We start from the raw sequence: 20,030 nt of genomic DNA on the forward strand, positions 1-20,030 counted from the left end.
ACGACACTAGCGCTCCGGAGGGGACTGCGGTTCGTCGAGGGAGACCGCTGCCCGAGGGCCGCTCGACGGGTCGCGGTTCCCTCGGCGGAGGGGCGCGTCAGCCGGCCAGCACCTTGCGGATCCGCTGCAGCGACACGCTCTCGGCGGTGCCGAGCGACTGCGCGAAGAAGCTCACCCGCAGCTCCTCGATCATCCAGCGGGCGCGCGCGATCCGCTCCGGGGCGTGCGCGGGCAGCGGCACGACGCCGCCTGCCGAGCGGTAGAGCTCCTGGGCCGCCTGCACCTCGTTCAGCCAGACGCGGTCGCGCCCGACGTTCTCGGCGATCTTGCCGAAGCGCTCGGTGATCCCGCCGAGGTAGCGCGGGAGGTGCCGCAGCCGCTCCACTCCGGTCGCCGAGACGAAGCCCGGGTAGACCAGGCCCGAGAGCTGCTCCCGCGCATCCGTGAGAGCGGGCAGGAGCGCCATGCTCGTCGAGGCCTTGAGCGCCTTCTCGACGCCCCGGGCGGTGGTGAGGATCGTCGTGACCGTCTTCACGGTCTCGAACATCGCGTCCATGACGCTCGCCGAGACCCGGTCGCGCACGGCGTCGAACTCGGCGCGGAGGAAGAGCATCCCGTCGGGCTTCATCCGCCAGAGGACCGCGTCGACGCAGGCGAGCAGGCAGTCGGTGAAGAGCGCGGTCGTGTTCTGGTACGGGCTCTGCGCGAGCACGAGCTTCTCGTTCGAGGTGAGGTGCTGCTGCACGTAGGCGACGGGGCTCGGCGTCGCGAGCAGGAGGAGGCGGCGCACGCCGCGCGGGTGCTCGCGCGCCTGGTCCTCGGCCGTGGCGAGCAGGCGGATCGAGACCGAGTCGCCGTCGTCGATCAGGGCGGGGTAGGCGCGGATGGTGTTCCCGCCCTGCCGGGTGTCGGTGACGCGGGGCAGCTCCGGCATGTCCCAGGTCTTCAGGCCCCGGCGCTCGAGCGCGTCGGGGACCCGGGCCTCGACCACGCGGGCGACCTCGTCGCGGACCCGACCGCGCAGGCGCTCGGCCAGCGGGGCGAGCTCCTTGCCGGCGGCGACCGTGCGCCCCCGCTCGTCGGCGACGGCGAAGGTGACCCGCAGGTGCGAGGGGATGCGCTCGAGGTCGAAGTCCTCGGGCTGCACCACCACGCCGGCCTCGCGGCGGATCGCTCCGGCCAGGGTCGCCGCGAACGACTCCGTCGGCGGGTTCGGCACGTCGTGCGGCAGGGACGCGGTGAGCTTGCGCGCCCAGTCGTTCGCGGGCACCACGTTCCGGCGCAGGTGCTTGGGCAGCGCCTTGATCATCGCGGTGACCAGCTCGGCCCGGAGTCCCGGCACCAGCCAGTCGAAGCCGAGGGGCGTCACGCGGGGCAGGAGCGCGAGCGGCACGTGCACCGTCACTCCGTCCTCCTCCGTCCCCGGCTCGAACCGGTACGAGAGGCGGAAGCGCTGGTCGGCCTGGCGCCACTGCGTGGGGAACGCGGTCTCGTCGATCTGCTCCGCGTCCTCGGGGAGGAGCGTCTCCTGCGTCATCGTCAGCAGGTCGGGCTCGTCGTGCTGGGTCGTCCGCCACCAGGAGTCGAACGAGCGCACCGAGGTGATGTCGCGGGGGAGTCGGCGGTCGTAGAAGTCGAACACGGCCTCGTCGTCGACGAGCAGGTCGCGACGGCGCGTGCGCTCCTCCAGCCGCTCGAGCTCGGCCCGCAGGGCCCGGTTCTTGCGGTCGAAGGCGTGGCGCGACTCCCACTCGCCCTCGACGAGGGCGTGCCGGATGAACAGCTCGCGGGCGTACGAGGCGTCGATCCGCGAGAACTGGACGCGGCGGCGGGCGATGATCGGCACGCCGTAGAGCGTGACCTTCTCGTAGGCGACGGCCGCGCCCTGCGACTTCTCCCAGTGCGGCTCGCTGAACTGCCGCTTGACGAGGTCGCCCGCGATCGCCTCGGCCCAGGCCGGATCGATCGCGGCGTTCGAGCGGGCGAAGAGGCGGCTGGTCTCGACCAGCTCGGCGCTCATCACCGCGTCGGGGAGCTTCTTGGCCAGGGCGCTGCCGGGGAAGATCGAGAACTTCGCGTTGCGGGCGCCGATGTACTGCACGTTCTGGCGCTCGCGGCTCTTCGCCGCGCGCTGCGCCTGCTGCGAGGTGGTGTCCTTGATGCCCAGGTGCGAGAGCAGGCCGGCCAGGAGGCTCCGGTGGATCCCGTCGGGGTCGACCTTCGGCTCGCCCAGCTCGAGCTTGAGGGGGCGCGCGAGCTGGCGCAGCTGGCGGAACACGTCCTGCCACTCGCGCACGCGCAGGTAGTTGAGGTACTCGGCCTTGCACAGGCGCCGGAAGGCGCTCGAGGAGAGCTCCTCCTGCTTCTCCTCGACGTAGTTCCAGAGGTTCAGCAGGGTGAGGAAGTCGCTGGTGGGATCGACGAAGCGCGCGTGCTGCTGGTCGGCCTGCGCGCGGCGCTCGAGAGGGCGCTCGCGGACGTCCTGGATCGTGAGGCCCGCGACGATCGCCATCACCTCGCGGCTGACGCCGTGGCGGCGCGACTCGATCACCATCCGGCCGAAGCGCGGATCGATGGGGAGCCGCGCGAGGTCGCGCCCGATGCGCGTGAGCTGCGGCGCGGCCTCCGCCCCCTTGCGCGGGACGCCGCTCGAGTGCGCGTTCGGCGGCGTGCCGCGCACCGGAGCGGCGTCTCGCGGCGCGGCGGAGGCGGCGGAGGGGGAGCCGGGGACGCGGAGGGCGCCGAGCTCCGTGAGCAGGTCGAGGCCGTCCTTGATGCCGCGGGAGTCGGGCGGAGTGAGGAACGGGAACGAGGCGATGTCGCCCAGTCCGAGCGAGATCATCTGCAGGATGACCGCGGCCAGGCCCGTGCGGAGGATCTCGGGATCGGTGTACTCGGGGCGGCGGAGGTAGTCCTCCTCGGAGTAGAGGCGGATCGCGATGCCCGCGCTGGTGCGGCCCGAGCGGCCGGAGCGCTGGTTCGCGGAGGCCTGCGACACCGCCTCGATCGGCAGCCGCTGCACCTTCGAGCGCGCGCTGTAGCGCGAGATGCGGGCCGTGCCGCCGTCGATCACGTAGCGGATCCCGGGGACGGTGAGGCTCGTCTCCGCCACGTTGGTCGCGAGCACGACGCGGCGGCGGACGCCGGGGGTGCGCCCCTTCTCGAAGACGCGGTGCTGATCGGCCGCCGACAAGCGCCCGTAGAGGGGGAGCACCTCGGTGCCCGGCAGGTTCCGACCGCGGATGGCGTCCTCGGCGTCGCGGATCTCGTTCTCGCCCGAGAGGAACACCAGGACGTCGCCCGGATCCTCGCGCGCCAGCTCGGATAGGGCGTCGGCGATGCCGGTCATCAGGTCGCGGCTGCCGCTCGTCGCGTCGGGGACGTCGGTGTCGTCGTCCTCCTCCGGCTCCTCGGCGACCAGCGGGCGGTAGCGGATCTCGACCGGGTAGGTGCGGCCGGAGACCTCGATGATCGGCGCGGGCTCGCCGGCGGCGTCGGCGAAGTGGGCCGCGAAGCTCTGCGGGTCGATCGTCGCCGAGGTGATGATCACCTTCAGGTCGGGGCGCTGCGGCAGCAGGCGGTGCAGGTAGCCCAGGAGGAAGTCGATGTTGAGGCTGCGCTCGTGCGCCTCGTCGATGATGATCGTGTCGTACCGGCTGAGCATCCGGTCGTGGTTCATCTCGTTGAGCAGGATGCCGTCGGTCATCAGCTTGATCCGCGTCGAGGCGGACGCCTTGTCGGTGAACCGGACCTGGTAGCCGACCAGCCCGCCGACCTCGTCGTCGAGCTCCTCCGCGATGCGCTCGGCGATGGTGCGCGCGGCGATGCGCCGGGGCTGCGTGTGCGCGATGCTCTCGCGGCCGAGCTCCAGGCAGATCTTCGGCAGCTGGGTCGTCTTGCCCGATCCGGTCGCGCCGGCGACGATGACCACCTGGTGGTCGCGGATCGCGGCGGCGATGTCGTCGCGCCGCGCCGACACGGGGAGTTCGGGCGGGTAGCGGATGCTGAGCACGTCTGACATGAGCCCTCCATCCTACGCCGCGTGCGACAATGCCCTGTCTCGTGGAACATCGCGGGCCACCCTGCCCGGTCGGGCGCTCCGGCGCCGGTCGACCGCGGCGCACGATCCCGTGGAGCACCCCGATGAATCCGCAGTCCCTGCTGGTCGTGCTGAACATCGTGCTGCTGCTCTTCGCGATCAGGGGCGTGCTGTCGAACCCGAGGCTCTCGAAGGTCGCGAAGGTCTCCTGGGTGGCGTTCATCGTGATCGCGCCGTTCATCGGCAGCCTCGCCTACCTGGCGGTGGGCCGTCGCGGCGGGAGCGGCGGAGGCGGCACGGTCGTGCGCGGCACGGAGCGGCCGTCGGGCTGGTTCTTCGAGCGCTGAGCGGCCGGGCGGGCCGGCGGCGGGGGAGACCCGCGGACGTCGGCGCTCCGCGGACCTCCTGACCCTCCGTCGCGCGGCAACCCCCTGACCGGCGGCTCCGCCCGCGTCTAGCGTGGGGCGCATGGCCGATCGTCTGCGCTCCAGTGTCAGCCCCTACCTCCGCTCGCACGCGGACAATCCGGTCGACTGGTTCCCCTGGGGCGAGGAGGCGTTCGCCGAGGCGGTGCGCCGCGACGTCCCGGTGATGGTGTCGATCGGCTACTCCACCTGCCACTGGTGCCACGTGATGGCGCGGGAGTCGTTCTCGGATCCGGTGCTCGCCGCGCGGCTGAACGCGGACTTCGTCGCGGTGAAGGTCGACCGCGAGGAGCACCCGGACGTCGACACGGCCTACCTGACGGCCGCGAGCGCGTTCACCCGGCAGCTCGGCTGGCCGCTGACGGCCTTCGCCACGCCCGCCGGCGAGACCTTCTTCGCCGGCACCTACTTCCCGCCGCGCGCCGTCGGCGGCGTGCCCGCCTTCTCCGACGTCCTCGACGCGGTCTCGGAGGCGTGGCGGCTGCGGCGCGACGAGGTGCAGGCGACGGCGGGCGGCCTGGCCGCGGCCCTGCGCGAGGCGACCGCGGCGCTGCCCGCCGATGCCGCACTGCCCGGCGACGCCGAGCTCGACGGCGCCGTCCGCGCACTCGCGGACGAGGAGGACCGGGTGCACGGCGGCTTCGGCGGCGCCCCGAAGTTCCCGGTGGCCCCCGTGCTCGGGTTCCTGGCCTCGCGGCCCTCGGGAGCGGCGCTCGCCGAGCGCACGCTGCTCGCGCTGGCCGCGTCCCCTCTCCGCGACCGCGACGGGGGCTTCTTCCGCTACGCGACGCAGGCCGACTGGAGCGATCCGCACTACGAGCGGATGCTGTACGACAACGCGCAGCTGCTCGACGTCGCTGCCGTCCTGCTCGGGCACGACGGGGCCCGGATGGCGGAGCTGACCGGGATCGCGGAGGGCGTCGCCGCGTTCCTCCTGACCACTCTCGAGCGGCCGGGCGGCGGCTTCGCGTCGGCGCAGGACTCGGAGAGCATCGTCGACGGTCAGCGCTCGGAGGGCGGCTACTACCTCGCCGAGGACCGGTCCCGCCTCGCGCCTCCCGCTCTCGACGAGAAGGTCGTCACCGGCTGGAACGGCCTGGCGATCCGCGCGCTCGCCCGCGCCGGACGCGTGCTCGGACGGGAGGAGTGGATCGACGCCGCCCGGCGCGCGGCGGACGCGGTGCTGCAGCGGCACCTCGTCGACGGCCGCGTCACGGTGCGCGCCTCCCTCGACGGTGCCGTCTCCGCGGCCCGCCCGGCGCTGGAGGACCTCGGGATGCTGGCCGGCGGGCTCCTCGAGCTCGCCCTGGCGGAGGGCCGCCCGCGCTACGCGGTCGCGGCGCGCACCCTGATCGACGGCGCGCTCGACGCGGCCGACGGCCCGCTGCCGTTCGCGCTGCCCGGGGGAGGAGACCCGGCGCTGACCGCGCGGGGACTCCTGCTCGCGGCCGACCCCTCCGAGGGCGCCTACCCCTCCGGCCTGTCGGCGACTGCGGACGCGGCGCACGAGCTGTACCTGCTCACCGGATCGCAGCGCTACCGGGAGGCGGCCGAGGCGGTCGTCGCCTCGATCGCTCCGGGCGCGGTCCGCCGGCCGATGGGCTTCGGCGCCGTGCTCGGGCTCGCTTCGCGGCTGGCTCGCCCGGTGCGGCAGCTGGTCGTCGTGGGCCCCGGAGCGGCGGAGGCGGTGCAGGGCGCCCGGTCCGCCGGGATCGGCGTGCTGGTCGGCGTGTCCGACGAGGGCGCCCGGGACTGGGCGGACGCGGGCTTCGAGCTGTTCGAGGGGCGGATCTCGCGGGAGGGGCTGCCGACCGCCTACTCCTGCGAGGCCTTCGTCTGCGCCCTGCCGACGACCCGCCTCCCGGAGGAGCTGCTCACGCGGCCGTGACCACCAGCGGCGCCTGGGGGTCGGCGGCCCACTCGTTGAGCGAGCCGTCGTAGACGACCGCCGTGTGGACTCCGAGCACCGCCAGTGCGAGCGCATCGGCCGTCGCGGCGATCCCGCCCCCGCAGTAGAGGACGATCCGCTCGGCCTGGAGAGCGTCTCCGAACAGCGACCGCAGCCGCTCCGACGGCAGGAGCGTGTTGTCGGCGCGGTCGACGAGCCGCCCGGCGGGGACGCTCCGCGAGCCCGGCAGGTGTCCGAGGCGGGGGCGGCGCCCCTCCTCCCCGGTGAACTCCTTCGGCGGGACCGCGCAGACCAGCGCCCCGGGAGCCTCGCCGCGCACGACCCTCTCGACGCCGGCCTTGTCGATCCAGAGCGGCCGCTCCTCGCGCACGCTGATACCTCCGCTCACCGCGGGCTCGACGTGCCCCGTCTCGATCGGGCGCTCCTCCCGCCGCCAGGCCGGGAGCCCGCCGTCGAGCACCGCGACGGCGTCGTGCCCGGCCGAGCGCAGCAGCCACCACACGCGCGAGGCCCACTGGCCGACCGCGGAGTCGTACACGACGACCACCGAGTCGTCGTCGATGCCGAGCGCGGCGGTCGCGGCGGCGAAGCGCTCCGGGTCGAGCCGGGTGAAGGGCAGGGGAGCCGCCGGATCCGACAGCTGCTCGAGCAGGTCGCCGAACACGGCGCCGGGGACATGCCCCTCGAGGAGGTACTGCTCGTCGCCGCTGAGGTAGCCGGGCCGCCCGTCGAAGCCGGGCACGAGCAGCACGCTGGCGTCGACGACGACGAGGTGCTCGCGGCCGAGCTGGTCGGCGAGCCACTGGGTCGAGACGATCGGCCGGGCGAGGTACGGGGCGGAGGAGGTGCTCACCCGCCCCACGGTAGGCGCGACCGCCGACAGGCGCGCCCCCGTGCGTCACGCACGGTCACGGACGCCGCCGGGCGCTCAGCACTCGATGACGTTGACCGCGAGGCCGCCCTCGCTCGTCTCCTTGTACTTCGACGACATGTCGATGCCGGTCTGGCGCATCGTCTCGATGACCGCGTCGAGCGAGACGCGGTGGTCGCCGTCGCCGTGCAGCGCGAGGCGGGCCGCGCTCACGGCGGTGGAGGAGGCGATCGCGTTCCGCTCGATGCAGGGGATCTGCACGAGCCCGCCGACCGGGTCGCAGGTCAGTCCGAGGTGGTGCTCCATCGCGATCTCGGCCGCGTTCTCGACCTGGCGCGGAGTGCCGCCGAGCACCGCGCAGAGCGCTCCGGCGGCCATCGCGCAGGCCGAGCCGACCTCGCCCTGGCAGCCCGCCTCCGCACCGGAGATCGAGGCGTTCGTCTTGCAGAGCGAGCCGATCGCGGTGGCGGTGAGGAGGAAGCGGCGCAGCCCCGCGCGGTCGGCGCCCGGGACGAAGCGGAGGTAGTAGTGCCCGACGGCGGGGATGATGCCCGCCGCTCCGTTCGTCGGAGCCGTCACGACGCGCCCGCCCGCGGCGTTCTCCTCGTTCACCGCGAGGGCGAAGGCGTGGAGCCACTCCACCGAGGTCGCGCGGGCGCGGTCGAGAGGGTCCTCCTCGAAGGCCTCGAGGCGCTCGCGCAGCACCGAGGCGCGGCGGCGGACGCCCAGGCCGCCCGGCAGCACGCCGTCGGTCGCCAGGCCGTGCTCGACGCAGGCGGCCATGGCGTCCCAGATCGCGTCGAGGCGGGCGTCGATGTCGACCCCGGGGTGCAGAGCGCGCTCGTTCGCGGCGGCGATCTCGGCGATGCCGGAGCGGGTCCGGTCGCAGGTCGCCAGCAGGTCGAGCCCGGAGACGAAGGGGTAGGGGTGCGGGGCCAGCGCAGCCAGCTCGGCGCGCTCGCCCGCGCGCCGGATGAAGCCGCCGCCGATCGAGTAGTAGGTCTCCTCCCACACCGGCAGCGGGTCGTCTCCGACCCAGACGCTGAAGGTGAGGGCGTTCGGGTGCTCCGGCAGCCTCGTGCGCGGCTCGAAGACGACGTCGTCGCGCGTCATCGCGAGGCGCTGCTCGCCGGCCAGGAGGATCGTCCCCTCCGCGTCGAGGCGCTGCCAGGCCCCGCGCACCAGCGCCGGGTCGCACGTCTCGGGGTCCAGGCCGGCGAGACCGGCGACCACCGCGTCGGGGGTGCCGTGGCCGATCCCGGTGGAGCCGAGCGAGCCGTAGAGGGTGCAGCCCACCCGGCTCACGCGGCCGAGGAGCCCGGCGTCGCGGATCCGCTCGGCGAGGGCGAGGGCGGCGCGCATCGGTCCGACGGTGTGCGAGCTGGACGGGCCGATCCCCACGCTGAACAGGTCGAGGACGGAGACGTAGGCGCTCATCCACCGAGACTACGCCGGGGCCGGCGGAGTGCGCCGCCCGAGCCGCGCCCGCGACGAAGAGCCACGGAGATCCGGCGTCGACGAGGGTCGGCGGCGGGTCAGCGCAGCGTCTTGCGCGCCGAGATCTGGCCGGTGTCGAAGCCGAGCAGGTGCAGGCCGCCGTGGAAGCGGGCGTGCTCGACCTTGATGCAGCGGTCCATCACGACGGTCAGGCCCTTCGACTCGCCGTACTCGGCCGCCTCCTGGTTCCAGATCCCCAGCTGCACCCAGACCGTGGGCGCGCCGACGGCGAGGACGTCGTCGATCACGGCGGGGATGTCGCTCGCCTTGCGGAACACGTCGACGATGTCGGGCACGACCGGGAGCTCGGCGAGACTGCGGTAGACCGGCTGTCCCAGGATCTCGGTGGCGTTCGGGTTCACGAAGTAGAGCTCGTAGTCGCTCGACTGCTGCAGGTAGGTGGCGACGAAGTAGGAGGAGCGGGCCGGGTTCGGCGAGGCGCCGACGATCGCCACGGTCTTCGCGCGGCGGAGGATGTCGAGTCGCCTGCGGGCGTCGGGGCCCACCCAGGTGCGCTGCGAGCGCAGCATCTTCGCCAGCGGCGAGTTCGCCGGGACCGAGCAGCTCAGCCCGTTGGACAGCTGGACGACCGTGTCGGCGGTGTCGGTGGTGCTCATGCTCAGACCTCCACGGCCGGGGTGTGCAGGGTGGTGGTCGTGTCCTCGGGGAGCGCGGTCGGAGCGTCGGGGGTGCCGTGCTCCTCGACCGCGCGGGCGAGCGCCTGGTCGAGATCGTAGATGATGTCGTCCGCGTCCTCGATGCCGACGGAGAGGCGGACGAGTCCGGGGAGGACGCCCGCGTGGAGGAGCTGGTCCTCGGTGAGCTGGGCGTGGGTGGTCGAGGCGGGGTGGATCACCAGCGTCTTCGCGTCGCCGATGTTGGCGAGGTGGCTGGCGAGGTCGACCGATTCGATGAAGGTCTGGCCGACGGCGCGGCCGCCCTTGACCACGAAGCTGAAGACCGAGCCCGGTCCCTTCGGCAGGTACTTCTGCGCGCGGTCGTGGTGCGGGTGCGCGGGGAGCCCGGCCCAGTAGACGGCCTCGATCCGGGGGTCGGCGTCGAGCCATTCGGCGACGCGGCGCGCGTTGTCGACGTGCGCCTGGATCCGGTACGGCAGCGTCTCGACGCCCTGGGCGAGCAGGAACGCGGAGTGCGGAGCGAGGACCGGCCCGATGTCGCGCAGCTGCTCCGCGCGCAGGCGCGTGAGGAAGCCGTACTCCCCGAAGTTGCCGTCCCACGACAGGTCCCCGTAGGAGGCCACCGGGTCGTGCAGCAGCGGGAACTTCTCGGGGGAGTAGTGGAAGCGCCCCGACTCGACGACGACGCCGCCGAGCGTGGTGCCGTGTCCGCCGAGGAACTTGGTGGCCGAGTGGATGACGATGTCGGCGCCCCACTCGATCGGGCGGACGAGGTAGGGCGTGGCGACCGTGGAGTCGATGATCAGCGGGATGCCGGCGGCGTGCGCGACCGCGGCGAGGCCCTCGATGTCGGCGATCTCGCCGGAGGGGTTCGCGATCGTCTCGGCGTAGAGCACCTTGGTCTTCTCGGTGATCGCCGCCGCGTAGTCGGCCGGGTCGCTCGAGCGGACGAAGGTGGTGTCCACTCCGAAACGGCGGAGCGTGACGTCGAGCTGGGTGATCGATCCGCCGTAGAGGTTGGCGGAGGACACCACGTGGTCGCCCGCGCCGACGAGCGCCGCGAAGGTGATGAACTGCGCCGAGAGCCCGGAGGCCGTGGCGACGGCGCCGAGGCCGCCCTCGAGGCTCGCGACGCGCTCCTCGAAGGAGGCGACCGTGGGGTTCGACAGGCGCGAGTAGACGTTGCCGTACTTCTGCAGCGCGAAGCGGGCCGCGGCGTCGGAGGTGTCGTCGAAGACGAAGGCGCTGGTCTGGTAGATCGGCAGAGCGCGGGCGCCCGTCACCGCGTCGGGGATGTTGCCCGCGTGGATCGCACGCGTCTTGAAGCCGTACTCACGATCTGCCATGCGATCTACGCTAGCGGGAGCCGCCGACACCGCCGCGCCGGAGCGACGCATCGCGTAACAGAGCGGTCCCGCAGTGCAGAGCGACCGTGCGCGACAGAGCGGTCGAGCGGATCGGAGCGCCGATCAGAGCGCCAGCTGCACCGCGGCCAGTCCCATCGCCGCGATCGCCGCCCACGACACCAGGGCGACGAGGAGAGCACGCCACCCCGTCGTCACGAGCGCGCGCACCCGGACGGCGCTGCCGAGCGCGAAGAGGGCCGCGGCGAGGAGCCAGGTCTGCGCGGTGTCGGCGGCGGCGAGCAGTCCCTCCGGCAGGGGGAGGAGCGTGCGCAGCAGCACCGCGGCGAGGAACCCGACCACGAACAGCGGCACGATCGCCGGGCGCGTCCCGCCGGTCCCGCCTCGGCGCCTCGTGACCGCCGCCGCCACCGCGACCATCGGCGCCAGCATGACCACTCGGGTGAGCTTCACCACGACCGCCACGGCCAGCGCCGACGCACCCGCCACCTGGGCCGTCGCCACCACCTGGCCCACGTCGTGGACCGAGGCGCCGACCCAGTGCCCGAACTGCACGTCGGAGAGCCCGAGCGGCTGCTGCAGGGCGGGGAGCACCGCGATCGCGAGCGTGCCGCAGAGCGTCACCAGCGCGACCGGCGTCGCCTGCTCCTGCTCCTTCGCCCGGGTCGCTCCGGCCATCGCGCCGATCGCCGAGGCCCCGCAGATCGAGAAGCCCGCCGCGAGCAGCAGCGGCTCCTGCCCGGGCAGCCGGAGCGCCCGGCCCAGCGCCCAGGTCAGGCCGAAGGTGGCCAGGACGATCCCGACGACGACCAGGATCGCGCCCCAGCCCAGCGCAGCGATGTCGATCAGCGAGAGCTTCAGCCCGAGCAGGACGATGCCGGTGCGCATCAGCGAGCGGGACGAGAACTTGAGGCCCGGCGCCAGCGCCCCGCTCAGCAGGGGGCGCGCCGCGGGCAGCTGCGCCACGAGGATCCCGAGCGCGACCGCCGCGGTCAGCATCGGCACTGCCGGCACCGCCGCGTGCAGCAGGGCCGCGATCACCGCCGCGACCGCGCAGGCCGCGACTCCCGGGCCCAGCCGCCGGATCATACCCACGAGGGCAGCCACATGTGGGCCTGCCAGAAGGTGAAGGACGTCTGCGCGCCGATCCAGAGCGGCAGGAAGTAGGCCGTCAGCGCGGCCGCCGCCACCGCGAAGACGAGCACCACGAGGACGCCGCGGGTGCGCCGCCTCCGCTCGTCGCCCGGACTCCCGATCACGATCCCGGCCGTCAGCGCCAGTGCCAGCATCATGTAGGGCTCGAAGACGACGCAGTAGAACTGGAACACCGTGCGGTCGAGGTAGAGGAGCCACGGCAGGTAGCCCGCGACGATCCCCATCAGCACGTAGCCGGCGCGCCACTCCCGGTACCGCGCGAGCCGGTAGAGGAGGTACACCAGCGCCAGGACCCCGGCGTACCAGATGAGCGGATTGGCGACCGAGGTGATCGCCTCGTCGCAGCGTGCGGCGGTGCAGCCGTCGACGCCCGTCGCCTGGTCGACGAAGTACATGCTGGTCGGTCGGAGCATGAGCAGCCAGGTGAGCGGGTTCGCCTCGTAGGGGTGCGAGGCCCGCAGGTTGATCGAGTAGTCGTACATCTGCACGTGGTAGTGCCAGAGGCTCTGCGCCCAGTCCGGCACCCACGCCAGAGCCCCGGTCCAGGCGTTGCCGGGGGCCTCCGACGCCCACTGCCGGGCCCATCCGCCGGAGGTGCGCAGCCAGCCCGTCCAGGTGACGAGGTAGGCGATCAGGGCGATCGGCACGACCAGGAGGAAGGTGACCGGACCCTGCTTGAGGATCGCGCCGCTGCCCCAGAACGGCACGCCCGCGCGGCGCCGCATCAGCGCGTCGACGACCACCGCGTACACGCCGTACGCCGCGAGGAAGTAGACGCCCGTCCACTTCACGCCCGCGGCCAGGCCGAAGAGCACTCCGGCCGCGAGCAGCCAGGGCCGCCACCACAGGACCGGCCCCCAGCTCGGCAGCGCTCCCGCCGCCACCTTCCGCGCCAGCTGCAGGTCGGCCCAGCGCCGGTCCAGCAGCACCGCCGCGACCCCGCAGAGCGCGACGAACATCAGGATCCCGTCCAGGAGCGACACCCGCGACATCACGATCGCGTGGCCGTCGAGCGCGAGCATCAGCCCCGCGAAGGAGGAGAGGAGGGTGGAGCGGAACAGGAGGCGGCCGATCACGATCACCAGCGCGACGGCGAGGATCCCCACGACGGCGGTCGCGACGCGCCAGCCGACGCTGTCGTCCGCGCCGAACACGCTCATCCCGAGCCCGATGATCCACTTGCCCAGCGGCGGATGCACCACGAAGGACGGCGCCCCCGTGAAGGTGTCCACGTCGCCGGCCGCGAAGCCGGGGTCCGGGTTCTCGGGCCAGGCGCCCTCGAACCCGAGGTTCCAAAGGGTCCAGGCGTCCTTCACGTAGAAGGTCTCGTCGAACACGAGCGAGCGCGGGTGGCCGAGGTTCCACAGCCGCAGCACCGCGGCCAGGGCGACCACCAGCAGCGGCAGTCCGAGCTCGTACAGCCGGCGGCGCGCGGGGGAGGCGACGAGCCGGGCGTGCAGGTCGTCGAACCAGGAGCCGCGCGGCACGTCCGGGAGCGGGGTGCGCTCCCGCGGTGCGGACGCCTCGGCGGGCTCCACCGGGACCGAGCGCGCCGATCCCGCCGCGTCCAGGAGCAGGTCGTCGAAGTCGCGCTGCGGTCGGTCCGTCACCCGGCCATGCTAACGGGGCGCCTCCTCCCGGGACGGCGGCGATCCGCGGCGGGAGGCCCCGGACCCGGCCTGGGAGACTGGCGACATGATCATCCTCGCCGGCACTCCCATCGGAAACCTCGGCGACGCCTCCCGCCGGCTCGTGGAGGCACTGGGCTCCGCCCGCCACGTCGCCGCCGAGGACACGCGCGTGACCATCCAGCTGATGCGCGCCCTGGGCGTCGAGAACCGGCCCGCCCTCTACGCGCTGCACGACCACAACGAGCGCGATCGCGCCGCCGAGCTGGTGGAGCTGGCCCGCGAGGAGGACCTGCTCGTGCTGAGCGACGCGGGCATGCCCACGGTCTCGGACCCGGGCTACCACCTGGTCGAGGCGGCGGTGGCGGCGGGAGTCGCGGTCACCGCGCTGCCCGGTCCCTCGGCGGTGCTGATGGCGCTCGCCGTGTCCGGGCTCCCGACGGATCGCTTCAGTTTCGAGGGGTTCCTGCCCCGCCGGCACGGCGAGCGGGTCTCGACCTTCCGGGCGCTCGTCGACGAGCGGCGCACCATGGTCTTCTTCGAGTCCCCGCACCGGATCGGCGACGCGCTCGCCGACCTGGTCGAGGCGATGGGCCCGGAGCGGCGCGTCGTCGTCTGCCGCGAGCTCACCAAGATGTTCGAGGAGGTCCGGCGCGGCACGGCGGCCGAGCTGGCCGAGTGGGCCGCCGACGGCCTGCGCGGCGAGATCTGCCTGGTCGTCGAGGGAGCCCCCGCGCGGGAGGCGTCGCTCGAGGACGCGCTGGCCGACGTGCTGGCCCGCGTCGAGGCCGGATCGCGGCTCAAGGAGGCGTCGGCCGAGGTCGCCGAGATCACCGGGCTCTCCCGCCGCGCGCTCTACGAGGCGGCGCTCGCCTCCCGCCGCGGCTGAGGCTCCCTCCCCGGCGGCGATCGCGGCCGGTCGTCCACAGCGTCCGTCACACGCCGGGAGCGGTGCCGCGCGGTGAATAGGATGGTCGCCATGTCCGACGGCGCCTCCTTCTACCTCACGACCCCGATCTTCTACGTGAACGACGTCCCGCACATCGGGCACGCGTACACCGAGGTCGCCGCCGACGTGCTCACCCGCTGGCACCGCCAGGCGGGCGACGACACCTGGCTGCTGACCGGCACCGACGAGCACGGACAGAAGATCCTCCGCACCGCCACCGCCAACGGCACGACCCCCCAGGAGTGGGCCGACCGCCTCGTGAGGACCGCCTGGCAGCCGCTGCTCGAGACCATCGACATCGCCAACGACGACTTCATCCGCACCACGGACGCGCGGCACGAGGTCAACGTCCAGAAGTTCCTGCAGAAGCTGTACGACGAGGACGCGATCTACACCGGCGAGTACGAGGGCTACTACTGCGTGGGCTGCGAGGAGTACAAGCAGCTGTCCGACCTCGAGGAGGGCACCGGCGACTACGCCGGCCAGTACGTCTGCAAGATCCACTCGAAGCCGGTCGAGCTGCTGAAGGAGAAGAACTACTTCTTCAAGATGAGCGAGTACACCGAGCGGCTGCTCGCGCTCTACGAGGAGCGTCCCGACTTCGTCCAGCCCGAGTCGGCGCGCAACGAGGTCGTGAGCTTCGTCCGCCAGGGCCTGGCCGACCTGTCGATCTCCCGCTCCAGCTTCGACTGGGGCGTGAAGGTCCCGTGGGACGACTCGCACGTGGTCTACGTCTGGTTCGACGCGCTGCTCAACTACATCACCGCGGTCGGCTACGGCCAGGACGAGGCGGAGTTCGAGCGCCGCTGGCCCGCGACCCACATCGTCGGCAAGGACATCCTGCGCTTCCACGCGGTGATCTGGCCCGCCATGCTCATGGCCGCGGGCCTCGAGGTCCCCCGGCAGGTGTTCGGCCACGGCTGGCTGCTGGTCGGCGGCGAGAAGATGTCGAAGTCGAAGCTCACCGGCATCGCGCCCGAGCAGATCACCGACACCTTCGGCTCCGACGCCTTCCGCTACTACTTCCTCCGGGCCATCACCTTCGGCCAGGACGGCTCGTTCTCGTGGGAGGACCTGTCTGCGCGCTACCAGTCCGAGCTCGCGAACGGCTTCGGCAACCTCGCCTCGCGGGTCGTCGCGATGCTGCACCGCTACTACGACGGCGTCGTGCCCGCGCCGGGGGAGCCGACCGAGGCGGAGGAGCGCGTGCAGCGCATCGTCGCCGAGGCCGCCGCGTCGGCCGACCGGTCGATCGACGCGCTCGCGATCCACGACGCGATCACCGCCGTGTGGAGCATCGTCGAGGAGCTCAACGGCTACATCACCGAGCAGGAGCCGTGGGCACTCGCCAAGCGCGAGGAGCGCGAGCGCCTCGGCACGGTGCTCTACACCGCGACGGAGGGGCTCCGCGCCCTGGCCGTGCTGCTCTCGCCGGTCGTGCCGCGCGCGACGGCGTCCCTCTGGGAGGCGCTCGGCGTGACGGAGTCGCTGGGCGCCCTCACCGCGCAGCCGATCCGCGAGGCGGGCCGGTGGGGAGTCCTCCCCGTCGGCACCACCGTCGGCACGCTCGCCGCGCTCTTCCCGCGCATCGAGGCTCCCGCGTCCTGACGGCCGCGCCTCGACCCGTGGACCGAGCAGCCGAGCGGTGCGGACTCGCCGGCGGAGGATCCGCAGGGGAGTGCCCGACGGCCGTGATCCGAACGCGGGGGGCCGGGTGCGAGCGGCCCTCCGCTCCGTGGACGGCGGGGCGCTGATGACGCGCGAGGTGCTCGACGCTCTCGAGCAGGCGGCCGAGCTCACCCGGCGCCACGTCGGGCACCCGGAGCGCGCCGCCGCGCTCGCCCTGCGCCTGCACCGGGTGACCGCTCCGACCGAGCTCGTCTACACCCGGTTCCCGCCGACCCTCAGCCTGGTGCTGGCCGGCCGGAAGCGCTCGGTGGTCGGCGACTCCGACGAGCGGTGGGGCGCCGGCCGCTTCCTGATCACCCCCGTCGATCTGCCGGTGGTGGCGGCCGTCGTGGAGACCGGCGACCGCGGCGACTTCCTGTCGGCCAACTGGCGTCTCGACCCGCTCGTGGTGGCCGAGATCGCGGCGCTCGCCCCCCGGACGGCCCCGCGGGCTCCCGCCCCGCGGATCGGCACGGTCACGGAGGAGATGGCCGACTCGCTGCGCCGACTCTTCCGTCTGCTCGACGCCCCCGCCGACATCCCGGTGCTGGCCCCCGCGATCACGCGCGAGCTCGTGCTGCGGCTGCTGCAGACGGACCAGGCGCCCCGGCTGCTGGCCGCGTCCAGCACCGTCCGCTCGGAGGCCGTCTCCCGTGCGGTCGAGGTGATGAGCGCGTCGCTGTCGCGCGGATGGACCCTCGGCGCGCTCGCCGCGGAGGCGGGCACCAGCGTGCCCACGCTCACCCGCCGCTTCCGCGAGCTGACCGGGATGTCGCCGTTGGGCTACCTGCGGCGGCTCCGCCTGGGGGAGGCCAGGAGACTGCTCCTGGTCCGGGGCGACACCGCCGCGCAGGCCGCGGCCGCGGTCGGCTACGCGAGCGCGTCGCACTTCGGGCGCGACTACCGCCGCGCCTACGAGACGACCCCCGCGGCCGACGCTGCGCTCCACCCCGGGCCGCTCGTCCAGATCCACTGAGCGGCGGGCGCTGTCGCGGGGACTCCGAGCGGCGCGTACCGCGGCGTCAGACGCGGGCGCCGACGATGCCTCCGTCGACGTCGAGCGTCGTGCCGTGGACGTACGAGGCCTCGTCCGAGACGAGCCAGCGCACGGCCAGGGCGATCTCGTCCGGACGTCCGGGCCGGCCGGCGGGGGCGGACGCGGTCATCTGCTCCAGGATCGCCGCGGCGTGCTCGTTGCCGGGCGTGAGAGTCGCGCCGGGCGCGACGGCGACCACGCGCACGCCGCTCGGGCCGTACTCGGCCGCCCACGCCCGCGTGAGGTGCTCCAGCGCAGCCTTGGTCGCGGGGTAGAGCGCGGTCCCGGGCGTTCCCACCCGTCCCATCCACGAGGTGATGTTGACGACCACTCCGCTCCCGCGCTCGGCCATGGCCGGGGCGATCGCCGCGACGAGCTGGTGCGGCACGCGGATGTTCGTGGTGAGGAGGGACTCGACGTCGGCGTCGCTGAGGTCGGCGGTCGGCCCCACCGGGAACACTCCGGCGTTGTTGACGAGGACGTCGATCCGCCCGTCGAGGAGGGTCAGCGCCCGGGCGGCGACGGCGCGGGTCTCCTCCGGCGTGCCCGCGAGGTCGGCGACGAGCGCGGAGGCGGTGCCCCCGTCGGCGCGGATGCCGCGGACGACGGACCCGACCCGCTCGGGGTCGCGTCCGTGCACGAGGACGTGAGCGCCGGCCCCGGCGAGGCGGCGGGCGATGGCCGCGCCGATCCCGCTCGAGGATCCGGTGACGAGGGCGTGGCGTCCGGCGAGGGAGCCGGATGCGGAAGGGGCGAGGAGCTCGGTGTCTGTCATGGCTCCAGCCTCCCGGCGGCGCGGGAGGCGGGCTGTCCCGATCCGATCGGGTGCTGACCCGATCCGCTCAGGGCGCCTCGGCGGCCGCTCTCGGCCCTCGTCCGCCCGGGACTCCGGCCTCCGCGAGCCCTCCCGGTAGCCTGGAGCGCATGACCGACAGCCAGCACGTCCGCTCCCGCGAGGCCTCGTCCGGCCGCGACCTGACGTACCCGCCGCTGCCCGAGGCGCTCGTCGTCCCCGTCTACGACAACCACACGCACCTCGAGATCGCCGACGGCCTCGAGCCGCTCGACCACCGCGAGCAGCTCGACCGGGCCTCCACCGTCGGGGTCCGCGGCGTCGTCCAGGTCGGCACGGACGTCGAGACGAGCCGCTGGTCGGCCGAGCAGGCGGCGAGCGAGCCGCGCATGCTGGCCGCCGTCGCGATCCACCCCAACGAGGCGCCCGGGCTGGAGCAGCGCGGCGAGCTCGACGCAGCCCTCGCCGTGATCGCCGAGCTGGCGGAGCAGCCGCGGGTGCGCGCCATCGGCGAGACCGGGCTCGACTTCTTCCGCACCGGCGAGAGCGGCCGCGCCGCGCAGTTCCGCTCCTTCGAGGAGCACATCCGCATCGCGAAGGAGCACGACCTCGCGCTGCAGATCCACGACCGCGACGCGCACCGCGAGGTCATCGAGACCCTGCGCCGCGTCGGCGCCCCCGAGCGCACCGTCTTCCACTGCTTCTCCGGGGACGCGGAGATGGCGCGGATGTGCACGGACGAGGGCTGGTACCTCTCCTTCGCCGGCACCGTGACGTTCAAGAACGCCGAGCCGCTGCGGGAGGCGCTCGTCGCGACCCCGCGGCACCTCATCCTGGTCGAGACCGACGCGCCCTACCTCACTCCGTCGCCCTTCCGGGGCCGCCCGAACGCGCCCTACCTCCTCCCGCACACCCTGCGCTCGATGGCCGCGACCCTCGAGACCGACGTCGGCCACCTGGCCGCGACGATCGCCTCGAACACGGAGGCCGTGTACGGCGAGTGGGGCGGCGAGGTCGGCTCCGAGCCGACGGAGCCGGTCGGACCCCTCGCATGAGCGGCCGCCACGCCGCCGAGCCGACGGCCGCCGCGATCCCGCGCCTGCTGGGCCCGGCCGAGATCCGCGACCTCGCGGGCCTGCTCGACGTCACGCCGACCAAGAAGCTCGGCCAGAACTTCGTGCACGACGCCAACACGGTCCGCCGCATCGTCAAGCTCGCTCGGGTACGCCCGGGGGAGACCGTCGTCGAGATCGGCCCCGGCCTCGGATCGTTGACCCTCGGCCTGCTCGAGGCGGGCGCGCAGGTCGTGGCCGTCGAGATCGACGGGCGCCTCGCCGAGCAGCTGCCGCGCACCGTCGAACTGATGGCGCCGGGCGCCGATCTCGCGGTCGTGCACGCCGACGCGATGAAGGTGCTCGACCTGCCGGGGGAGCCGGTCCGGCTCGTCGCCAACCTCCCGTACAACATCTCGGTGCCGGTGCTCCTGCACTTCCTCGAGCACTTCGCCAGCATCCGGTCCGGAGTGGTGATGGTGCAGTCCGAGGTCGGGCACCGGCTCGCCGCCGGTCCCGGCTCCAAGGTCTACGGCGGCCCGAGCGTCAAGGCGGCGTGGTTCGGCTCCTGGACGACGGGCGGCGCGGTCTCGCGTCAGATCTTCTGGCCGGTGCCGAACGTCGACAGCGTGCTCGTCGCGTTCGACCGCGGCGAGGAGCCGGGCGACGAGACCCTGCGCCGCGCCGTCTTCGCGGTCGTCGACGCGGCGTTCGCGCAGCGGAGGAAGATGCTCCGCCAGTCGCTCGCGACCCTCTTCGGCGACAGCGCCGCGGCGATCGTCGCGCTCGAGCGGGCCGGCGTCCCGCAGACCGCGCGCGGCGAGGAGCTGGACGTCGCCGCCTTCGTCCGCCTGGGCCGCGAGCTCGATCCGGCGCGGGTCCCCGTGCGCGGCGCGGCGGTGCCCGACGGGTCGCTGGCGGAGACCGACGGGGACGACGCGGACGGCGACGGGGAGCCCGCCCCGGGTGCGGACGAGGGCGCCTCCGCCACCCTGTAGCGTGGATG

At 73.6% G+C, this 20,030-nt stretch carries 15 protein-coding genes; 7 read left to right on the forward strand and 8 right to left on the reverse strand.

Annotated elements, in window-relative coordinates; all coding sequences use genetic code 11:
* Window positions 1-97: 97 nt before the first annotated feature.
* Entirely contained in the window at window positions 98-4,021 is a 3,924-nt protein-coding gene (gene hrpA, locus C5C56_RS08575) for an ATP-dependent RNA helicase HrpA (RefSeq protein WP_104319402.1), read from the reverse strand.
* A gap of 122 nt (window positions 4,022-4,143) precedes the next feature.
* On the opposite strand from hrpA, the gene C5C56_RS08580 reads away from it, so the two are divergent.
* Both C5C56_RS08580 and C5C56_RS08585 read left to right on the forward strand, forming a co-directional pair.
* Entirely contained in the window at window positions 4,144-4,386 is a 243-nt protein-coding gene (locus C5C56_RS08580; protein WP_160033960.1) for a PLDc N-terminal domain-containing protein, read from the forward strand.
* Window positions 4,387-4,507: 121 nt separating this feature from the next.
* Window positions 4,508-6,352: a thioredoxin domain-containing protein gene (locus tag C5C56_RS08585; RefSeq protein ID WP_104319404.1), complete on the forward strand. Its 1,845-nt coding sequence runs from the start codon at window positions 4,508-4,510 to the stop codon at window positions 6,350-6,352.
* Here C5C56_RS08585 and C5C56_RS08590 read toward each other — a convergent pair.
* From C5C56_RS08590 to C5C56_RS08615, 6 genes are all read right to left on the reverse strand, one after another.
* A complete protein-coding gene (locus tag C5C56_RS08590; RefSeq protein ID WP_146086464.1) occupies window positions 6,339-7,226 on the reverse strand; it encodes a sulfurtransferase in 888 nt (295 codons plus the stop codon). The genes C5C56_RS08585 and C5C56_RS08590 overlap by 14 nt on opposite strands.
* Window positions 7,227-7,301: 75 nt before the next feature.
* Complete coding sequence (locus C5C56_RS08595; protein WP_104309675.1) at window positions 7,302-8,681, reverse strand: L-serine ammonia-lyase; 1,380 nt, start codon at window positions 8,679-8,681, stop codon at window positions 7,302-7,304.
* A 98-nt stretch (window positions 8,682-8,779) separates the two neighbouring features.
* On the reverse strand, window positions 8,780-9,358 hold the full coding sequence (locus C5C56_RS08600; RefSeq protein WP_104237688.1) for a CoA-binding protein: 579 nt from the start codon (window positions 9,356-9,358) through the stop codon (window positions 8,780-8,782).
* Between the two features lie 2 nt (window positions 9,359-9,360).
* The gene (locus C5C56_RS08605; protein WP_104260321.1) at window positions 9,361-10,725 is read right to left on the reverse strand and encodes an O-acetylhomoserine aminocarboxypropyltransferase/cysteine synthase family protein; all 1,365 of its coding nucleotides are present in this window, start codon (window positions 10,723-10,725) and stop codon (window positions 9,361-9,363) included.
* A gap of 123 nt (window positions 10,726-10,848) precedes the next feature.
* Window positions 10,849-11,832 carry a YeiH family protein gene (locus C5C56_RS08610; protein ID WP_104319406.1) on the reverse strand — a complete coding sequence of 328 codons (984 nt, stop codon included), beginning with the start codon at window positions 11,830-11,832 and terminating at the stop codon, window positions 10,849-10,851.
* Window positions 11,829-13,508: a dolichyl-phosphate-mannose--protein mannosyltransferase gene (locus tag C5C56_RS08615; protein WP_258065631.1), complete on the reverse strand. Its 1,680-nt coding sequence runs from the start codon at window positions 13,506-13,508 to the stop codon at window positions 11,829-11,831. The genes C5C56_RS08610 and C5C56_RS08615 overlap by 4 nt, the downstream gene beginning before the upstream one ends.
* Before the next feature lie 85 nt (window positions 13,509-13,593).
* On the opposite strand from C5C56_RS08615, the gene rsmI reads away from it, so the two are divergent.
* The 3 genes from rsmI to C5C56_RS08630 all read left to right on the forward strand — a co-directional run bounded on the left by rsmI (window position 13,594) and on the right by C5C56_RS08630 (window position 17,119).
* Window positions 13,594-14,415 (forward strand): 16S rRNA (cytidine(1402)-2'-O)-methyltransferase, encoded by an 822-nt coding sequence (gene rsmI, locus C5C56_RS08620; protein WP_104319407.1) that lies wholly within the window; start codon window positions 13,594-13,596, stop codon window positions 14,413-14,415.
* A 90-nt stretch (window positions 14,416-14,505) separates the two neighbouring features.
* A complete protein-coding gene (gene metG / locus C5C56_RS08625; protein WP_104226924.1) occupies window positions 14,506-16,083 on the forward strand; it encodes a methionine--tRNA ligase in 1,578 nt (525 codons plus the stop codon).
* Between the two features lie 70 nt (window positions 16,084-16,153).
* Complete coding sequence (locus C5C56_RS08630; RefSeq protein ID WP_258065632.1) at window positions 16,154-17,119, forward strand: AraC family transcriptional regulator; 966 nt, start codon at window positions 16,154-16,156, stop codon at window positions 17,117-17,119.
* A gap of 46 nt (window positions 17,120-17,165) precedes the next feature.
* Here the strand turns inward: C5C56_RS08630 and C5C56_RS08635 are convergent, their stop codons facing one another.
* The gene (locus tag C5C56_RS08635) at window positions 17,166-17,954 is read right to left on the reverse strand and encodes an SDR family NAD(P)-dependent oxidoreductase (RefSeq protein ID WP_104226925.1); all 789 of its coding nucleotides are present in this window, start codon (window positions 17,952-17,954) and stop codon (window positions 17,166-17,168) included.
* 149 nt (window positions 17,955-18,103) lie between these two features.
* Here C5C56_RS08635 and C5C56_RS08640 point away from each other — a divergent pair, with 149 nt between their 5' ends.
* Both C5C56_RS08640 and rsmA read left to right on the forward strand, forming a co-directional pair.
* Window positions 18,104-19,027 carry a TatD family hydrolase gene (locus C5C56_RS08640; protein ID WP_104247358.1) on the forward strand — a complete coding sequence of 308 codons (924 nt, stop codon included), beginning with the start codon at window positions 18,104-18,106 and terminating at the stop codon, window positions 19,025-19,027.
* Window positions 19,024-20,022: a 16S rRNA (adenine(1518)-N(6)/adenine(1519)-N(6))-dimethyltransferase RsmA gene (gene rsmA / locus C5C56_RS08645; RefSeq protein ID WP_181073461.1), complete on the forward strand. Its 999-nt coding sequence runs from the start codon at window positions 19,024-19,026 to the stop codon at window positions 20,020-20,022. Before C5C56_RS08640 ends, rsmA begins: the two co-directional genes overlap by 4 nt.
* The last annotated feature ends 8 nt before the right edge of the window (window positions 20,023-20,030 follow it).

This window comes from Rathayibacter sp. AY1D1, from assembly GCF_002932635.1.
Lineage (GTDB): Bacteria > Actinomycetota > Actinomycetes > Actinomycetales > Microbacteriaceae > Rathayibacter.

Excerpts from the sequence above, each read along its gene's own strand:
- C5C56_RS08595 (WP_104309675.1), bottom strand. The coding sequence starts at position 8,681 with ATGAGCGCCTACGTCTCCGTCCTCGACCTGTTCAGCGTGGGGATCGGC.
- C5C56_RS08640 (WP_104247358.1), top strand. The coding sequence starts at position 18,104 with ATGACCGACAGCCAGCACGTCCGCTCCCGCGAGGCCTCGTCCGGCCGC.
- hrpA (WP_104319402.1), bottom strand. The coding sequence starts at position 4,021 with ATGTCAGACGTGCTCAGCATCCGCTACCCGCCCGAACTCCCCGTGTCG.
- rsmA (WP_181073461.1), top strand. The coding sequence starts at position 19,024 with ATGAGCGGCCGCCACGCCGCCGAGCCGACGGCCGCCGCGATCCCGCGC.
- C5C56_RS08635 (WP_104226925.1), bottom strand. The coding sequence starts at position 17,954 with ATGACAGACACCGAGCTCCTCGCCCCTTCCGCATCCGGCTCCCTCGCC.
- C5C56_RS08610 (WP_104319406.1), bottom strand. The coding sequence starts at position 11,832 with ATGATCCGGCGGCTGGGCCCGGGAGTCGCGGCCTGCGCGGTCGCGGCG.
- C5C56_RS08580 (WP_160033960.1), top strand. The coding sequence starts at position 4,144 with ATGAATCCGCAGTCCCTGCTGGTCGTGCTGAACATCGTGCTGCTGCTC.
- rsmI (WP_104319407.1), top strand. The coding sequence starts at position 13,594 with ATGATCATCCTCGCCGGCACTCCCATCGGAAACCTCGGCGACGCCTCC.
- C5C56_RS08585 (WP_104319404.1), top strand. The coding sequence starts at position 4,508 with ATGGCCGATCGTCTGCGCTCCAGTGTCAGCCCCTACCTCCGCTCGCAC.
- C5C56_RS08600 (WP_104237688.1), bottom strand. The coding sequence starts at position 9,358 with ATGAGCACCACCGACACCGCCGACACGGTCGTCCAGCTGTCCAACGGG.
- C5C56_RS08605 (WP_104260321.1), bottom strand. The coding sequence starts at position 10,725 with ATGGCAGATCGTGAGTACGGCTTCAAGACGCGTGCGATCCACGCGGGC.
- metG (WP_104226924.1), top strand. The coding sequence starts at position 14,506 with ATGTCCGACGGCGCCTCCTTCTACCTCACGACCCCGATCTTCTACGTG.